13 protein-coding genes are annotated in these 18,482 nt (G+C 57.0%); 12 read left to right on the top strand and 1 reads right to left on the bottom strand.

The window, feature by feature from the left end; all coding sequences use genetic code 11:
- Positions 1 to 113: 113 nt before the first annotated feature.
- A complete protein-coding gene (locus C1722_RS16020) occupies positions 114 to 1,703 on the bottom strand; it encodes an FAD-dependent oxidoreductase (protein WP_102380323.1) in 1,590 nt (529 codons plus the stop codon).
- Positions 1,704 to 2,050: 347 nt separating this feature from the next.
- On the opposite strand from C1722_RS16020, the gene C1722_RS16015 reads away from it, so the two are divergent.
- From C1722_RS16015 to C1722_RS15960, 12 genes are all read left to right on the top strand, one after another.
- Complete coding sequence (locus C1722_RS16015; protein WP_180995318.1) at positions 2,051 to 3,598, top strand: helix-turn-helix transcriptional regulator; 1,548 nt, start codon at positions 2,051 to 2,053, stop codon at positions 3,596 to 3,598.
- A gap of 229 nt (positions 3,599 to 3,827) precedes the next feature.
- Complete coding sequence (locus C1722_RS16010) at positions 3,828 to 5,150, top strand: adenylosuccinate synthase (protein WP_102380321.1); 1,323 nt, start codon at positions 3,828 to 3,830, stop codon at positions 5,148 to 5,150.
- Between the two features lie 148 nt (positions 5,151 to 5,298).
- The gene (gene purD, locus C1722_RS16005) at positions 5,299 to 6,591 is read left to right on the top strand and encodes a phosphoribosylamine--glycine ligase (RefSeq protein ID WP_102380320.1); all 1,293 of its coding nucleotides are present in this window, start codon (positions 5,299 to 5,301) and stop codon (positions 6,589 to 6,591) included.
- A 5-nt stretch (positions 6,592 to 6,596) separates the two neighbouring features.
- Complete coding sequence (locus C1722_RS16000) at positions 6,597 to 7,904, top strand: coproporphyrinogen III oxidase family protein (protein ID WP_102380319.1); 1,308 nt, start codon at positions 6,597 to 6,599, stop codon at positions 7,902 to 7,904.
- Positions 7,905 to 8,086: 182 nt separating this feature from the next.
- Positions 8,087 to 8,446: an Hpt domain-containing protein gene (locus tag C1722_RS15995; RefSeq protein ID WP_219724330.1), complete on the top strand. Its 360-nt coding sequence runs from the start codon at positions 8,087 to 8,089 to the stop codon at positions 8,444 to 8,446.
- Between the two features lie 103 nt (positions 8,447 to 8,549).
- Entirely contained in the window at positions 8,550 to 12,728 is a 4,179-nt protein-coding gene (locus C1722_RS15990; protein ID WP_102380317.1) for a prepilin-type N-terminal cleavage/methylation domain-containing protein, read from the top strand.
- Entirely contained in the window at positions 12,725 to 13,432 is a 708-nt protein-coding gene (locus C1722_RS15985) for a hypothetical protein (RefSeq protein ID WP_102380316.1), read from the top strand. The genes C1722_RS15990 and C1722_RS15985 overlap by 4 nt, the downstream gene beginning before the upstream one ends.
- Before the next feature lie 31 nt (positions 13,433 to 13,463).
- Positions 13,464 to 13,799: a hypothetical protein gene (locus C1722_RS15980; protein WP_146040709.1), complete on the top strand. Its 336-nt coding sequence runs from the start codon at positions 13,464 to 13,466 to the stop codon at positions 13,797 to 13,799.
- A 275-nt stretch (positions 13,800 to 14,074) separates the two neighbouring features.
- The gene (locus C1722_RS16735) at positions 14,075 to 14,416 is read left to right on the top strand and encodes a hypothetical protein (RefSeq protein WP_146040708.1); all 342 of its coding nucleotides are present in this window, start codon (positions 14,075 to 14,077) and stop codon (positions 14,414 to 14,416) included.
- Between the two features lie 4 nt (positions 14,417 to 14,420).
- Positions 14,421 to 16,115 (top strand): GspE/PulE family protein, encoded by a 1,695-nt coding sequence (locus C1722_RS15970; protein WP_102380313.1) that lies wholly within the window; start codon positions 14,421 to 14,423, stop codon positions 16,113 to 16,115.
- 9 nt (positions 16,116 to 16,124) lie between these two features.
- A complete protein-coding gene (locus C1722_RS15965) occupies positions 16,125 to 17,171 on the top strand; it encodes a type IV pilus twitching motility protein PilT (RefSeq protein ID WP_102380312.1) in 1,047 nt (348 codons plus the stop codon).
- On the top strand, positions 17,171 to 18,379 hold the full coding sequence (locus C1722_RS15960; protein WP_102380311.1) for a type II secretion system F family protein: 1,209 nt from the start codon (positions 17,171 to 17,173) through the stop codon (positions 18,377 to 18,379). Before C1722_RS15965 ends, C1722_RS15960 begins: the two co-directional genes overlap by 1 nt.
- Positions 18,380 to 18,482 lie beyond the last annotated feature (103 nt).

Here is an 18,482-nt window from a genome sequence, read left to right as displayed (position 1 = left end):
TATGCTACGCGGCCGCCTTCCGCCGCAACGGGGTAGGCGGCCGCTTTTCACGGTATATCTGGAGATCGCAGTGTATCCGTTATGGTGCTTGCGGCTATTTCTTTCGAACAGCCCTATTTGCCGCTCTCGCCGTTTTCCCAGACGGCGATCTGCGCTGTCGTTCTGTCCTCGGCTGCGGCGTTCCTGCCTGCGATCATTCCGAAGAGAAGCGCCTGTATCAATCCGTTTCCGCTTGAGTACACCGATCCGGCGCGGCAGGAGAATCCTTCGGTGCAGCCTCCTGCGGCATACAGGCCTGGTATAAGGGTGTCGTCGGGGCGGACGACATGCCCGGCAACATCGGTCGGCATGCCCCCTTGCGTATGGCGTATTTCGCCGGTGATCTTCATCGCATAATACGGGCCGTCGAAATTCTCGGGCAGGTTGGACTTATTGAAAGCATCTTCGCCCTTCTCGATGCCCGCCTTGTATGCGTCGAATGTCTTTTCGAGGGCGACGGCGTCGATCCCGAGTGCTTCCGCAAGCTCGGCTGCGGTAGCGCCTGTCGCAACGTAGCCCGCTGACTGCCTATCTGCGAACTCCTTGCTTTTCGATGCCTGTATATCGGTGAAGCAGATGTAGCCGATGTGGTCTGGCTGGGCGAGCACGTGAGGGGAGAGATCCGAGTAGCCGCCGTATTCGTTGACAAACCGCTCGCCATTGGCATTGACGATGATGGCGCCGTTGGTAGCGAGAGCCTGATGGCCTGCGGTCGTATTGCTATCGACTCCGCGAAACGCATGCCCTTGGTAAGCACCCATGCATTGAAGCTCTACACCGAGCTCTTCCGCCCATTTTATTCCTTCGCCTGTTGCGCCGAGTGCAACGACCTTTACCGCATCGGCTGTTTCGGGGCAATACTGTGCGATCATATCGGGATTGTTGGCGAACCCGCTCGTGGCGAGTACCGTGTTCTTCGCGGTAACTGCGTATTTTTTCCCGTCATACGTTCCGTATGCGCCGGCAACGGCATTGGAATCGTCGAGAACGAGGCCCTCTATTTCGAAAGAAAGCATCTGGGTGATCGATTCTTGCGCTGTCATATGTTCGATAAGCGTGTTGACGAGTCCATCGCCAGTGCCTTCGGCTATGTGCATACGACGTGCGGTTTGCCCGAAGCGCCCCCTTTCGTCAAGGGTCCAGACGACCCCTTTCTGTTCCGTCCATTCGATAAGCTCTTTTGCGCGTTCTGCTACGGTGTATACGAGATCGGCGCGGACCGTGTAGTTGGTGGGGCGCAGAATGTCGGTTGCCATGGCGAAGATGCTGTCTTCTACCTCGGCTTCGGTTTGCTGCTTGGTTCCCACGACGGGAATTGCTCCCCCCGATAGGATAGTTGCGCCGCCGAGCTGACTGAGTTTTTCTGCCAGAATAACCTGCGCCCCGTTTTCTGCTGCGCTGATCGCGGCGCATATGCCTGCGCCACCGCCGCCGACAACCAAGACGTCGGTTGAAAGCTGCTCCCTATCGGACACGTCCGACTGTTTTTTAGCGTAAACATAGGAGTCGGCTGTCTGGCCGCTTTCGCTTGCTTTCTCGGCGGTCGTTGACGGTGCGCAGCCGGTAATGCCGGCGAGTGCCGCTATTCCAGCTGCTGCTCCCGCCCCTGCCAAAAACGTGCGCCTGCTCACCGTGCTGCGCGACGAGATGCTCTCTTTTATCATATGTGGTCCCCTTTTCTTTTCGACGGCGCCTCCCGGTGCCTTTCCTGCGCTTGCCCTAGCGGATTGCCCCGCAATGCTCTGCCATCGTATTAAGCGGAGGCGCTTCCGTCTTCGACAAGGATGGTTGAAATTGACCGAAAACGGGGTCAACACCTGTCTGTTTAGCTCGACAAAAAGTGTCTAAATTTGGAGTTTCGCCTAGTCGGCTGATTTCGGATGCATTGTCGATCGGGTCTGCTGTCGGGGTCCGGGGGCGGCCATGCTAGAATGCGGGTTGCGATCCTCGAACTCGGTGGGATGATGTTGGCATTGGGGAAATGAGTTGCGACGATTGGTCGGAGGTTATAGTGGCCTCTTCTAAGGGTAAAAACGGGCAAAGCGCGCCTGATTTGACGGGTGTCGATGACGAACGTGCCGTGCGCTCATCGCTTGAGTGGCGCTCGGGTTCTTTGCTGATCTTCGGGTTTCTCTTCGGATGGATTTACGTTGCCAAGGCTTTTTTCAAAGAGTCGTACTTCGGTATCGTTGATTACGTCGACGGAGTTCTTGCCTACTGCTTCTTTCTCGCGGTGTTGATCGGCTTGGTCGTTCTCGCCTCCGTTCTGAGAAAGAGGTTCGTACGCGTTGCGCGACATCGCTATGCCGTGCTCGGCTCAGGCCTTGTTGGTTCGTTGTGCCTCTTCTTCATTCACTCGATTGCGGGCCTTTTGGGGCAACCGTTCTCGGTAGCCGTATGCGCAGCGTGCCTTGTTGTCTTCGCAGCTTGCTTCGTTGTCGTTTTCTTCTCGTGGATCGTCGAGATACGGGAGCTGATGTTTTCGCAAAGACTCAATACGGTTGTCGTGCTTATGCTTGTCGCGATGGCGCTCGCCTACGTTGCCGCTCCCAGCAATCTGAACAACAGCGAATACCGAGCCGTTATTCCCATTGCGAGTCTGGGGCTGTCGAGCGTGTGCTATGCCGCCTACGCGAAGGTAAGGGGAGGTTTGGCGGTCGGCGTTTCGACGGAAAACCTTTTTGAAGAGGGGGATCGCCGAACGGAGCGAAAGGCATGGCTCGTCCCCTTGGCGATGCTTGTGCTCACTATCAATCTGATTTCTTACGTTGAAATATTCGTGCCGGGGTATCACGTAATTACCAGCGAGTCTCCTCTTACGTACGCTTTGCCGTTCGTTTTGTGCCTTATGCTTGCCCTGATAGCCGTGCAATCGGGAAAGACCCCCTTTTTCAAAAACAAAATGTTCTGGCACGCCTGCCTCGGGTTTCTGGCAGTCATATTCTTAAGCTTCTTCATGGCCGTATTCGTTTTGGCGGTGCAGACGAATTTTTGTTTTGAGGTCATGTACCTTTTCCGACGGATGACTAAAATCATGTTCTTCGTCATATTCATGGTCATTGTTTATCAAGAGGATCTGAACCCCATTCCTGTTTTCGGGATTTGCTACATCGCGGCGCTCTTTTTGCCGTCTCTGGTAGTCAATGCCGTCAGGTTCATCCTCGCTCAGTTTGCTCCGACCGTGCTTGCATTGATAGGCGAATATGCGGTGGGTTACGCCTTGATCCTCGGCTTCTGCCTCATTCTCTGCCTCGTGTTCGTTTGCGTCATGTTCGTCAACGGGAGCATTGCGAAGATAACGTTTTCGCCGAGCCAGGCCGATGAAGACCGGGGGCTTGACAGGAGCGATGTTTGCGATCAGATAGGGAATCGCTTTGGCTTGACGCAGCGAGAGAAGGAGATACTTTTCTGCATTTCGCTTGGCTACAGCATGCGGAAAACATCCGAAGTACTTTATATCTCAACCAGTACGGTCCACACCCATACGGCAACGATTTATCGCAAGCTCGGCGTGCATTCGCGACAAGAAGTGATCGATTTAATCGATGCGGCGGTTTGACGGCAGACGAGCGAACAGTCGTCAGCGTCGTAAGGCGCAGCTCATTCATAAAAAGCCTATGCACAAGGAATGTGGAATACTCCATTCGACCCCATTGGCTACGGAAATCACCCCATAGATTGTTATAATCGGAATTTGCTGAGGTAAGGCGAGCGAGGGCTCGCATATGCGCGGCCGCCGACGTTCGGGAAAGACCCCGTTCGCGCGGCCAGGGAAAGGAACGAACGACATGCCCAGTACGGTTCTCGTCGGCGCCCAGTGGGGCGACGAAGGAAAAGGCAAAATCACCGACATGATTTCGAGCGATTACGATTATGTCGTCCGTTACCAAGGGGGGAACAACGCGGGGCACACCGTCATTCACGGCGATCGCAAGCTTGCGCTGCACCTCATTCCGTCGGGGATCATGTACGAGAACGCGGTGCCGGTCATCGGCAACGGCGTCGTAATCGATCCCGGCGTGCTCGTGAAGGAAATGGCCATGCTCGAAGCCGAGGGTATCTCGTGCGCGCGGCTGCTCATCTCCTGCGATGCGCACGTCATCATGCCGTACCACAAAGATTTCGACGGCGCCGATGAGAAGCGCCTCGGAGAGAACAGGATCGGAACCACCAAGCGCGGCATCGGGCCGTGTTATCAGGATAAAGCCGCCCGCAAGGGCATCCGCATCCAGGATCTGCTCGACGAGAAGATCTTCCGCCTTAAGGTGGAAACGGCGCTTGCCCAGAAGAATCCCGTGCTCGAGAAGATCTACGGCATGCCCACCTACACGGTTGAGGAGATCTGCGAAGAGTACCTTCCCTACGCACGTATCCTCAAACCCCATATGACCGAATCGGCGCAGCTTTTGAACGATGCGCTGCGCGAGGGCAAGAACATCCTGTTCGAGGGTGCTCAGGGAACGCTTCTCGATATCGACCACGGAACGTATCCTTACGTGACGTCTTCGTCGTGCTGCGCTGGCGGCGCGGCTACGGGAAGCGGTGTGGGACCTACGGCCATCGACAAGGTGCTCGGCATCCAGAAGGCTTACGTCACCCGCGTGGGCGGCGGCCCCTTCCCGACCGAGCAGCGCTACGCCGAGGATGGCGGCGCCCCCGAAGAGGCTGAAGTCGGCGAGACGTTCTGCCAGGTTGGTGGCGAGTTCGGTGTAACCACCGGTCGTAAGCGCCGCTGCGGGTGGTTCGATGCGGTCATCGGACGCTATGCAGCCGAGGTAAACGGTCTCACCGACGTTGCGCTCACCAAGCTCGACGTGCTCTCCGCGTTCGAGACCATCAAGGTATGCGTTGCCTACGAGTGCGAGGGCAAGACCTACGATTACTTCCCCATGCAGCAGAGCGTGCTCTTCCATGCCAAGCCCATCTACAAAGAGCTTCCCGGTTGGAAGGGTGTCGATATCACCGGGTGCAAGACGTTCGAGGAGCTGCCGGAAAACGCGCAGGCGTATGTCGAGTACCTCGAGGAGATCACCGGTGTGCCGATTTCGATTATCGCCGTCGGCCCCGATCGCGACCAGACCATTCTGCGCGGATGGCAGAGCGTCAAGTAAACCGAAGATGCGGCAGGTTTGCGCGGTCTCGCGCAGCCAAGCGTTTCAGGCGCCGTCCACCTGGGCAAAGATGGTACGGCGCAGAGCAGAGATCGATATGTTTCACGTGAAACATTTGTTCGTATAGAACAAGAGGAAAGGACAAGCAGTGAACATCTTGGTTTTGGGAAGCGGCGGTCGCGAGCATGCGATTACCTGGGCGCTTGCGAAATCACCGAATTGCGATGAGCTGTTCGTGGCTCCCGGCAATGGGGGTACTGCTCAAATTGCCGAAAACATAGCCACCCTCGATGTCAACTCGGGCGCTGCCGTGCTCGGCTTTTCTCGCGATCACGATATCGATCTTGTGGTGATCGGCCCCGAAGCGCCACTCGTGGCGGGCGTGGCCGACGTGTTGCGCGAAGCGGGTGTTGCCGTGTTCGGCCCCGATGCGCAAGGCGCGCGCCTCGAGGGCAGCAAAACCTACAGCAAGCAGTTCATGGATGAAAACGGCATTCCCACTGCGCGCTATGCGAGCTTCACCGAGCTCGAGCCCGCACTCGCTTACATCGAAGAGCTCGGCGCTCCTATTGTGGTGAAGGCCGATGGATTGGCGGCTGGCAAGGGCGTTTTCGTCGCAGAGACCGAAGAGGTTGCCGAGGATGCGGTTCGCAGCTGCTTCGACGGCGAGTTCGGCGAGGCGGGATCCACCGTGCTCATCGAAGAGTGCCTGACCGGTCCCGAATGCTCGCTTCTCGCGTTCGTCACGAACGGCAAAGCGTTCTGCATGACCACCGCGCAGGATCACAAGCGCGCGTTCGACGGCGATCGCGGCCCGAACACGGGCGGCATGGGCGTGTACTCGCCGGTGCCGATCGTGACCGACGAAGAGCTTGCCGAGATGCAGCGCATCATGCAGGTTGCCGCTGCGGCGACGGCTCGCGAACCGTTCGAGCACGATTATCGCGGTGTGCTGTACGGCGGATTCATGCTGACCCCCGAGGGCCCCAAAGTCCTCGAGTTCAACGCGCGCTTCGGCGATCCCGAGACGCAGGTGGTGCTTCCCCGTCTCGAAAACGATCTTGTCGAGATCATGTACGCGGTTGCGCAGGGTCGCTCGGAAGACATCGATCTCGTTTGGTCGGATGCCTGGGCCGTGTGCGTGGTGCTTGCGAGCGAGGGGTATCCGGGCTCGTACGAAAAGGGCAAGGTTATCCTCGGCATCGACGAGGCCGAGGATCTCAAGGGCGTCACGGTGTTCCACGCGGGAACCGCGCTCAACAACGACGGTGAGCTCATTACGGCAGGGGGTCGCGTGCTCAACGTGGTGGCCTTGGGCGATGATTTCGACGATGCGCGCGAACTTGCCTACGATGCCGTCGACCTCATCAATTTCGAAGGCAAGCAGTACCGCACCGACATCGGCAAGCGCGCCGCATCGGGCCGCGGAGCTTGGGAGTAGCCGGTATGCTATCCGAACGAATGCTTTCCACCGTTGTAGGCCAATGCACGAAAAGCTACCTTAAACTTGAGCCGACCGAGGACGCGTTTGTTCCTGCGCCTACCCCGGGGCAGGCCTATATGCTCTACATGCACGTGCCGTTCTGCGAGCGGCTCTGCCCGTACTGCTCCTTCAACCGCTTCCCCTTCAACGAGGACCGCGCGGTGCCGTACTTCGAGAATATGCGCAAAGAAATGCTCATGCTCAAGGATCTCGGTTACGATTTCGAGAGCCTGTACGTGGGCGGCGGCACTCCCACCATCATGATCGACGAGCTGTGCGATACGATCGACCTCGCGAAGGAGACCTTCTCCATCAAAGAGGTTTCGAGCGAAACGAACCCGAACCACCTCATCCCGTCCTACCTCGATAAGCTGCAGGGCCGGGTGCAGCGGTTGTCGGTGGGCGTGCAGAGCTTCGACGACGGACTGCTGAAGCAGATGGATCGCTTCGACAAGTACGGGTGCGGCGAGGAGATCCTCGAGCGCATCCGCGAGGCGAGCCCGTACTTCACCTCGCTCAACGTGGACATGATCTTCAACTTCCCTGCGCAGACGGAGGATGTCCTCATCAGCGATATCGAGCGCGTGGTGGAAAGCGGCACGAGCCAGACCACGTTCTACCCGCTGATGGCCTCGCCGTCGGTGGCCCGCTCGCTCGCTAAAACGGTCGGCAAGGTGGATTACCAGCGCGAGCAACGATTCTACAAGATCATCGACGAGCTTTTGGCCGGTGGTCCGGATCCGCTGTTCAAGCACGGCAGCGCATGGACGTTCAATAAGGCCGAGGTTGCAGAGTCGGGCGAAGACGTCATGATCGACGAGTATGTGGTCGATTACGAGGAATACCCGGCAATCGGCAGCGGCGGCATCACGTATCTGGGTGAATCGCTGTACGTGAACACGTTCTCGGTCAACGAGTACAACAAGGCCATCGAATCGGGCCGTATGTCGCTCATGGGCAAGACCACGTTTTCGAAGCCCGATCGGATGCGCTACCGGTTCATGATGCAGCTTTTCGGGCTGCGTCTCGACAAGAAGCAGTTCGAGCACGATTTCGGGTGCACGGTCGAGCGCGGCCTTCCCGTGGAGATGGCGTTCATGAAGGCGTCCGGCGCCTTTGCGACCGACAACGACAACGAGCTCACGCTCACCCCGAAGGGCCGTTACCTCATGGTGGTCATGATGCGGCAGTTCTTCATCGGCGTGAACAACCTGCGCGACCAAGCCCGCGCGGCGTTGACGGGCGAGGAGCGCGAGCTGATCTTCGGATAGCTTTGCGTTGCACGCCTGCCGATTCGCTCAAAGCGGTTGGCGGGCGAATGACAAATGCTTAACAAAAGGGGCCTTTGCGGGTCCCTTTTTTGTTCGAGCCGTATACTTTATATTCCATGCGAAGGATGTGATGCTTGCATGATCGTAAGGGACGGAAGGCCGAACGGGAGGCGAAAGACCGCATGCTGGACGATACACAGATCGACGAGTTGATTGCTCATGGCATCGACTATCGTGGCGGAGTCGACCGCTTCGGAGGCAATGCCGCCATGTTCGAGAAGTTCATTTTCCGCTACCTGAACGACGAGCACTACGACCTGCTTACCCAAGCGATTGAAGCAGGGGATGCCGAAGAGGGCTTTCGCGTTGCCCATACGCTTAAAGGTGTAGTTGGGAACCTGTCGTTCTCATCGTACTTCGCTGTTTTGGAGCCCGTCACCGAAGCGCTCCGATCAGGCAATATAGATGCCGCCCGCCGTTCGATGCCCGACGTTGAGAAAGCACATAAGGAAACGGTGGCTATTTTGGGGCAGTTAAGCTAAACTAGCGTCTTCTTAAATACCACGTTGTATACTAATCATTAATGAAATTGATGAGGTATACGGGGGCGCGGGCGCTCCTGTGGGCGGAGACAGATGCTGGTTTATGCTTGACCGGGATAGGAATACTCAGGGTTTCACCCTTGCCGAACTGCTGCTAGCCATTGCAATAGTCTTGGTTCTTGCGGCCTTGGCCGCTCCCTCTATATCGAACATCCAACGCAACATGCGCATGCTCGAGCTCGATGCGGCTGCGAGCGACATTGCCGTAACCGCCCAGCAGCAGATGACTTCGATGAAGGTGTCGGGAACGTGGCTCGCCCTTTTCGACGGCGACTCCCCGCAGCTTCCCACGGGAGATCAGAATGCGTTGAACGTTCCGTCCGGGGTTGTCGATAACCATCCCGAACAGAACGATCTCTATTACATGACCGCCGACCAAGCACGAACCGCTGGAATCATCCCGGCGGGATCGATCGACGCAGCGGTGCGCAACGGCGATTACTTGATCGAGTACAGCCTCTCAACCGCGACGGTGTTCGGGGTGTTCTACACCGATGGGAGAACGGGTTTCTTCCAAACGGCACCTGCGGATATCGGAGAGACGAAGCCTGCGCAGGCCTACTATGCATCGATGACGTCGGAGGTCGGCCGTATCCAGGATGCGCGCATCAAGGCCGACCCCATGATCGGGTACTTCGGCGGTACGCCTGCGGGAGCTACGAACGAAGTGGCGCTCGCCAATCCGAACATCTGGGTCGATGAAGACGGCATGCTGTGCATTCAAGATGCAAACCTGTCGAAGCATCCCGAATGGCTTACGAGTTTAGAGGTTTATTTTGAAAATCAGGAAGACGGCTCAACGGCTACGCTTGCGTTTGCCGGTTTGCAGGGAGATACATACACGGGAACGTATCTGGCGGGCGTGAACCTCGATCAAGAGAATTTGAGCCTATACGACAACGACGACAACACGGCTCTTTACGTCGTCGTCAATCGCGACGATGCGATCGCGGTCGATCAGGGAGCCGATGTATACAGGTTCAACCTCGACATGCTTAAATCATCGTCAGACGTAAACCTGAAAGCACTCGGGGGGGGGTTCACTTATGGCGATTCGGTTAAGGTAACCGCTACTGTTCGAACCGGCCAAAAACCATTTGTCCCTACGGACTCGACGGCGTATATCAAATGGCCTGAACCGATTACGAAGCTGAGCGTTGTGGTGACCGACCCTGCGAACCCCGAAGGCGAAGCCGGCGGTTCGCACATAACCGGCACGTATGCTTCCCCCGAAGTAAAGGCACAACCCAAAAGCGGAAAACCACTGGTGCTCGATAACATGAAGCCATGCACCGAAGAGCATGAAATTGCAGGCACCGATGCGGCATTGACGGACGTGGACGATGGAAAACCCGGAAACACCGAGGCGGCATACCAACGGTACTCAGGTTCTAGCATAAGCGTCGACCAAGCGATATTGGACGAAGTATCGATTGAAGCTTCGGTTGGTTCGTATACGAGCAGCAAGCGCAACGTCCACTACTACCAAATCCACGAGCTGTGGATCGGCGTTGGGTCTGATCCTCAGACGAGCCGAAAAGAACGTATCGGCTATCTGATTGACAACAAGTGGCAGTGGACGGGTTCTGGAAGCACGCTTGCGTCAAGTGTAGGCGTAACACGAAACGGTGAGAACGTTCCCCTTAACGATGGGGATGGCACTTCGGGAATCATGACGCTGAACATCGATCCGGTAGCGCTTAAGCAGGCTCAATCGGATCTGGGGATCGGCGATCAAACGCTGACGCTATATGTGCGCACTGCGCCGAGCGTCGACGAGGCGCGTGTCTTCTTTACGGGAAAGGAAAGCGTTTACGGCGGTTCCGGGCAAGGCGGCTTAATCCCAACCATTATCGCTCAGATGGCGGACAACCTCGCCACCGGTGCCCGAGGGGTTAATCACGGAGCGGTATTCCGTGCGGCGTTCGAGGGCGAATTCGGCTGCGCGTCGTCGGTTGCAATGTGGTCTATAGCACGCAAAACCGAATCAGGTCAGTATTCCTATGACAACAAGGCGTTTCCTACGGATAAGCGCGATATTCGCATATATTATGCGATTACCCCAGGGTATGGCTTTGACGGAAACCTTTCTGCGAAGGATAACGAGTCGACCAACACGGCGCTGTGGTATTTCTCAAGAGCGGAAGACGTTGTATACCCGCAAGCCATGGTGAACAATCACGGAGACGGTTCGAAGTACGGCAACTATTTGGTTTCGACGAAGGACGGCCGAAACGTGGTCGCCGATTTCGAGTTTCGCTACGATCAGGACTACCTGTTTTATCGCCTGCTCAAATACTACGCTATGACCGAAGCCGATGGTGATTACTCCGCCGCCAGCACGGTTCCCCAGTACGTTCCGTTTTCGTTGCAGGACGATGAGCAAGTCGCAGAGATCGAGGCTGCCGATCCGATTAAGGATGATTCGGGAAAGCTCACCAAGCTTTTCTCGCATTGGACGACCGATGAAACAAGGCCGGAAAACGTCGGCTCGATAGCCGTTGAAGCTGGAACTCTGCTCGGGCAATACCATGATCAGCTCAGCTACGTGGGAACGTCTCTGTATGCCGAATACGTTGATGCGGGCATTGGCATGATGTATTTGGAGTTTGGGGCCAAGGAGGACGGCAACCAGGTAATGGGTTATTCGGGTTACTTGACTTCTAGTCAAAGCAAGATCGAAAGCTTGCTTGAAAACGATGCGGCCATACAAAGCTGGGGTTATTACGTCTTGGTTCCCACCGCTATGAATGCTCCTCAAGCCCCGAAGGTTTCAGGCAACGATATGTCGGTGGCCACCATAGCGAAAGCGGTTACGATCAAGGGCGTTCAATACCAAGCGTATCAGGTGACGGCGCGCGGCAACGCCGCCAAGGCGCGCAACCTTACGGGAGCGTTTACGCTGCCGATTCTCGGAAACCAGAAATACCAGTATACGGTCAATGCCAACTTCGCCTGTGCGGTTGAATCCTCCGAAGTCGCACAGGAAGAGAAAAAGGCAGACACCTGGGGCGATTCCGAGAGCAATCCGTGGCAAGTCAGACACGCTACCCAATTCATCGGGACGCTTTCGCTGCTCGACAAGGTGCAAGCGAGCTATGTGGGCGACTGCTTTTTGCAGACGCATACCATCGATATGAAAGATACCTCCGATCCTGCCTTGAGGGTAAGCCTCAAACTCGATCACGAGTTCTCTGGGATTTACGACGGTGGCAGCGATAAAGGAAACTCCATCAGGAACATCCAGTATTGCTTGTGGAGCTATTACGTTGTCAACGGTGGGGATACTGCGCTGGGCCGTGGCAGCGGAATGTTTCCGAAGGTGGTGGGAACCGAAAAGAAGCATGCTGAAATAAAGAACATGAAGGTTGAAATCAAGTGCTCGGACTTTGTCGACGATTCGTATACGTGGGACACTCTCAGCCCGTTCTCCCACGCGGGGATACTCGTGGGCTACATGTCGAATTGCACCATGAGCAATTGCGTAATCGAGGGAGATAGCGCAGTAAGGGACGGTAAAAAGGTATCCCCCTCGATCGACATCGCATTCGGAACCGACTCGATACGGGGATGGGGCGCGCTTTTCGGCGGCGCCACCATGAGCGAAGTATCGAATTGCGCGGTAAAGTCGATTAACTTTACCGCGTCAAGGAAGAACGGCGGCGTATGGAACAGCAACCCCAAGATCGGAGCCCTTGGAGGTCAGGCTATTGATACGACTATAAGGGACTGCAAGGTTGACGATGTGAATATAGGCACCGGTTCCAAGACGAACACGATTTTCCGCGATGACCGAGGCGTGATGTCGGTGGGCGCGCTAATCGGTGACATATCAGGGGAAAAAAGCTCATGCAGCAGCGTTGAGGCGAACAATGTGAGCATGCAAGTTGCCAACGAGCAGTACGATGCCAAATGGGAACGCGGTTTGTTCTACGGTGGATTGGCGGGTACAAGCACAATCGAATTCGATGCTACCTGCACGTTTAGCGGCATTACGCTCAAGGTGGGTTCGGATACGGTTTACGATGTGCTTGAGGCTGCAAAAAAGACTGCACGCGACGCTGTCGCTTCCTCGGACAAAGAACCCGACCAGGAAGGCGAAGGAGCTGTTGCCGAAAGAGGCGGCTCAAGTTCAAAAGAAGAAGAGCCTGCAGTTTTCCAGGATGCCGAACCCGAGGATAATGCCGCCGAACCGCCCGGCGAGGCGGTGGTGCAGCAATGAGCGTTCGGCTGCTGTCGAAAAGATTTCCTGTCATCCGCCGTGGGTTTGGGAAACCGATCGGAAAGCTCGAAGACACTTCGGGTTCATCGGTCGTCTTGGCGCTTGCGTTCTTTCTTATATGCGCGATTGTCGGATCGATTATTCTCACGGCGGCCTCGGTGAACGCAAAGACGGTGGCCACGTACAAGGAGACGCAGCAGGCGGAGTATACCGTGACAAGCGCGGCGGGCCTCTGGGCGGATTGGCTCAACGGCAGCTCGGCGGAATGGGTGCTGGGGGATGGTGGGCAGCCAGATTTTGTCAACAGCGTTTACGGTGTTGACGCTGCCGTTAATCCGACTTACCCGACGAAAAGTCTCATCAAAAGTTTGTGGGTTAATTACGGCGATGAGATCTGGCCGAAGCGAAACGTCGAATCATACACCATTCCCGCGACGTTCACCGTGAAAGCGACATCTCTTACGGGCGAGCAACCAGTTGACCCCGTATATGCGCAAGTGACATTCGATCGCGACTTCAATATCGTTGTGGTTTTCTCTCTCAAAGGGTTTGTGAACGGCGCCGTCGACCAAACAAGCCTCTACAACTTGCAATTGACGATGCAGGCAACGCCGACATTCGACAGCGACGGCTCTTTGACAAGCATATCGTGGGGGTCTCCGAAGATGGTGAAGCTCGGATCGACCTTGCAGGAGGTCGGTTGACATGAAGCGCAGCACTCGGAAGCATGCAAGCATGCCCTCGGCATTAAGCGGGAAGCTTGCCTCGGTTGCGGGCGATACGCTTGCCGAGGTACTCATTGCGTTGCTCATCGTTGTTCTTGCCACTACGTTGCTTGCGACGATGGTCGTAACCTCTACGAAGGTAACATCGCAAAGCGAAGCGGCGATGAGCGGCGCATATGCCGCCCAGAGTAATCTTGCAAGCAAGGGTGGCGCGCAGGGCAACATCGACGTGTCGATCACTTCGAGTGACGGAAAGCTCGGCACTTCGACAAGCGATAGCGTCGCATGGAAGGTTCCCCTCTACGAATCCGACGGCTTCGCTTGCTACGAAGCAGCGGAATTCTAAGGGAATTGCGCATGAGCCGTTTTTCTCGACATACAGCCTCCGTTAACCGTTTTCGGTTGCGCTTGCGCCCATCGCTTTGCGGAGCGAGGCCGAAGCTTTGCAGGCGGCTGCACGATACGCGCGGGTTTACGCTTGCCGAGCAGTTGATCAGCATCGTATTCCTCGGACTTTTGTGCGTTGTGATTGCCGTTGGCTTGAATACGGCATTTCAATCGTACCGGCTCGCAAACGAGTCCACGCGTGCGAACGAACTGCTGACCCGCGCGGTCGAAGAGGTGGGCGACGAGCTGGCGTTTGCTTCGTCGGTTGAGGTTACGGGGGCAGGTCCGACATTCGTAAGCCCAACGACTAAGCAACCGGTCGCGATCGGCAACGATGCCGACGGCAGCGGCATCGTGCTCGTTTCCCAGAATGCGGGGGACGATTCAGCATTCGATCCGGTGCTGCTCGTCGCTTCGTCGCACGGTTTAACCGTAGAGGTATTTGATGTGGCGTTTAACGATGATAAAACTGATAATGGTAAGAAAAATACGTGGGATTTCAGGATCGATATAAAACAACAAGGACGCGACACCGTCATTGCGTCAACCGCCATGACGGTAGCGTGGATAGGATAAGGCTATGGCATACAAGCGTCTCGGCGACTTACTTATAGATGCAGGGCTGATCAGCAACGATCAGCTCGATTTGGCTCTTTCTCACCAAAAGGGCTCGAACCGCCGATTGGGCGAGGTCCTCATCGACGAGGGCATCATTACCGAAGCGCAGCTTATCGAGGCTCTGCAAATGCAGCTCGGCATCGAGTTCATCGATCTTTCCCAATACGATATCGATCCTGAGATGAGCAGGGTCATCTCGAAGAATGTCGCGCGTACGTACAGCGTTGTGCCGGTCAAGGCAACTCCCGAAGAGGTGTTCTTGGCCATGAGCGATCCGCTCAACTTCCTTGCTATCGAGGCGGTGAAGACCGCATCGCGCAAACGCGTGGTGCCTATGGTGGCGACCAACGATGCGATCCAGCGCGCCATCATGACGCTGTACGGCAACGAGGGTGCCGCGCGCGCCATCGAAGAGATGAAGCGCGAAGTCAAGACGAGCGATGAGGCGACCACGTTCACATCCTCGACGCTCGGCGACGATGCCGATGCGCAAAGCGCGCCGACCGTGCGCTTGGTGAACAGCATAATCGAGCGGGCGGCCACCGAGCGTGCGAGCGACATTCACCTCGAGCCGCGCGAAGCCGACATGCATGTGCGCATGCGCATCGACGGCATCATGCGCACCATCCTTACGGTGCCGAAGGAGCTGCAGCAAAGCGTTATCGCCCGCTTGAAGATCATGGGCACGATGAACACTTCGGAACGGCGCATTCCCCAGGATGGCCGTGCGAATGTTCGCATCAAGAAACAGGACATCGATCTGCGCATATCAACGCTGCCGACCATCCACGGCGAAACGGTGGTTATCCGCCTGCTCGATAAAGACGAGAAGCTTCTCGAGGCCGAGGGAATCGGTTTGGCGGGCGGCGATCTCGAGAAATACCGCACGCTCATCAACGCGAGCAACGGCATGGTTCTGATCGTCGGCCCCACGGGATCGGGTAAGAGTTCCACCATGTACACGATGATCCGCGAGCTCAATACCGATGCGGTCAATCTCGTTACGCTCGAAGATCCCGTCGAGTACAACATCGATGGCGTCAACCAAGTGCAGATCAACGAGAAGGTGGGCATGACCTTCGCCGAGGGTTTGCGTGCGGTGCTGCGCCAGGATCCCGATATCGTGGCAGTCGGCGAGATCCGCGACGGGGAGACCGCCGAGATAGCCATGCGCTCGGCCATTACCGGACACCTCGTGCTTTCGACGGTGCATACCTACGATGCGGCTTCGACGATCGACCGCCTCATCGACATCGGGGTGGAGCCCTACCTTATCGCGAGCGGCGTGCGCGGCATCGTATCTCAGCGTTTGGTTCGCTGCGTATGCCCCCATTGCCGCGAAGCGTATACGCCCGACGAAGAGGATCTGGCCATGCTCGGCCTTTCACCCGATCCGTCCATCAAGTTCTACCGTGGAACCGGATGCCCCATGTGCTTCAACACCGGGTATCGCGGGCGAACCGGTGTGTTCGAAATCCTCATGCTCGACCGCGATCTGCGCTCGCGCATCACGGGCGGCGCTACGCGCGAAGCACTGCAAGATGCGATAGAGGCAACGGGTAAATACCAGAACATGCAGCACGGCCTTCAAAGGCTCGTGCTCGGAGGAACGACCACGGTTGAGGAAGCCCGCAAAACGATGACGGCGTTGGAGTAAGGCGTACCCATGAATATCGCTCACCTGATAAACCAAGCACACGACGTTAACGCGTCGGACATCCATATCGTCTGCGGTTTGCCCGTCAAGTTCCGTGTGGGCGGCAAGCTCATATCGGCAACCGAGGAGACGTTGACCCGCGAAGAATGCGAGCTTATCGCGCGCGATCTTGCCGGGGAGCGCTATGAGGCAATGAAGGACATCGGCGAGATCGACCTTGCCCGCACCATTGCCGGTGTGCGCATCCGCATCAACCTCTTTCGCGCGCAGGGCAACGTAAGCGCAGCGCTCCGTCTGCTTTCCGACGAGATACCCCCGCTCGAAACGCTGGGCCTTCCGCCTGCGGTCATGGATTTTCCGAGCATGCAGCGCGGGCTTATCGTGGTCACCGGCGAAACGGGGAGCGGCAAATCGACGACGCTCGCCGCTTTGATCGATCGCATCAACCATACGCGTGCCGAGAACATCATCACGATGGAGGATCCCATCGAGTACGTGTACAAGCCCGATCAGTCGATCATTTCTCAGCGAGAGATCGGCCAGGATACCGAGAGCTACCACAATGCGCTTCGTGCCGTTTTGCGCGAAGACCCCGATATCATCCTGATCGGCGAGATGCGGGATCTCGACACCATCCAAACGGCGCTCACTGCTGCGGAAACCGGCCACCTTGTGCTTGCCACGCTGCACACTAAATCAGCAGCCGATTCGATCGACCGCATCGTCGACGTGTTTCCCGAGGGTTTGCAGCGCCAGATCCGCATGCAGCTCTCGACGTGCTTGGTAGCCGTGCTCTCGCAGCAGCTGCTTGCGCGCCGCGATGGCATGGGCCGTTCGCTCGCATGCGAGCTCATGATGGTCACGCCCGCCATCCGCAACCTCATCCGCGAGGGCAAGACGCCCCAGATTGCCAGTTCGCTTGCAACTTCGGCGGCGGCAGGCAGCGTGACGATGGACAACGCGCTTCTCAACCTCTACCGCGCCCGCGCGATCGATTCCGAAACCGCGCGGGAGAACGCCCATGACCAAGACTACATAAGGAAGAACACGCTGTAATGCCGACATTCACCTACAAAGGAATCACCGAAGGCGGCATGCCTGCAACGGGCGTCGTCGAGGCGTTCGACGAGATCGGGGCAATGGAGGCCGCGCGGGCTCAGTGTCGCGTGGTCCAGGAGGTTAAGCTTGTGCGCGAGCGCAAGAACCTCCTTACCATGGATATCACCAAGCCCAAAGCCAAACTCAAGAACCTTGCGATCATGTGCTCGCAGTTCTCCATCATCCTGAAAGCGGGTCTGCCGATCGGAAGAGCGGTTGCGCTCGTGGCCGACCAGACCACCGACAAGTATCTCAAGCGCGTGCTTTCCGATGCTTCTTCGGATGTGGCTGCCGGTCACGGTTTTGCCGACAGCCTCGAGAACAAGGGCGAGAGCCTCCCGAACATGTTCATCGAAACCGTGCGTTCGGGTGAGGAGAGCGGTCATCTGCCCGAAGCGTTCGCGCGGCTGCATACGTATTACGACAAGCGCTCGAAGGTTGCGGCGAAGGTGGCGAGTGCGCTTACCTACCCGATTTTCGTGCTTATCATCGCGGTGATCGTGGTTGCGGTCATGATGGTGATGGTTATTCCATCCATGACGAGCATGATCTCGTCGCTCGGGAGCGAAATGCCGTGGGTGACGCAGTTTCTCATCGACGCTTCGTCGTGGCTGCGGCAGAACATCCTGTGGGTGATCTTGGTTATCGCCCTCATCGTTGCCGGGTGCAAACTTTACGGGCGTACCGAATCGGGCAAGACCGTGTTCGCCCTCATGAAGCTCAAAGCGCCGATCCTCGGCGTGGTTTCGGTGTATTCAGGTGCCGCGGAATTCGCAAACTCCATGGCGACGCTGATTGCGGCTGGCCTGCCGATACCCCGCGCTATCCAGGTGACGTCTCGCGTGCTCAACAACCATGTGCTTTCAAGCGAGGTGAGCATGATGGAAGTTGGTTTGACCGAAGGCAAGAGCCTGGGCGAGTGCATGGGCGAAGCGGAGCATTTTCCGCGTACGCTGATCGAGATGGCTTCGGTAGGCGAACAGACGGGCGAGCTGGAGGAAACGCTCCAAACGGTGGGCAGCTTCTACGACACTGAAACGCAGCGCGTGACCGATCGGGCGCTTTCGCTGCTCGAGCCGGCGCTGTTGGTGCTGATGGCGGTTTTCGCAGGTTTCATCGTTATCGCGTTGTACCTGCCGATGTTTTCGATGTATGCGTCGATGTAGCGGGAGGCCGAACACGGACGGCCGAGCATCGCATCGTGCAGATAGAAGGATCCGGATAGGGAATGCCGGGATTGAGGATTGTTGTTCGGCCGACAGGCCGAGC

Source organism: Raoultibacter timonensis, assembly GCF_900240215.1.
Classification (GTDB): domain Bacteria; phylum Actinomycetota; class Coriobacteriia; order Coriobacteriales; family Eggerthellaceae; genus Raoultibacter; species Raoultibacter timonensis.
Note: the sequence above shows the minus strand (reverse complement) of the source record. Positions and strands in the feature narration are given on the sequence as shown.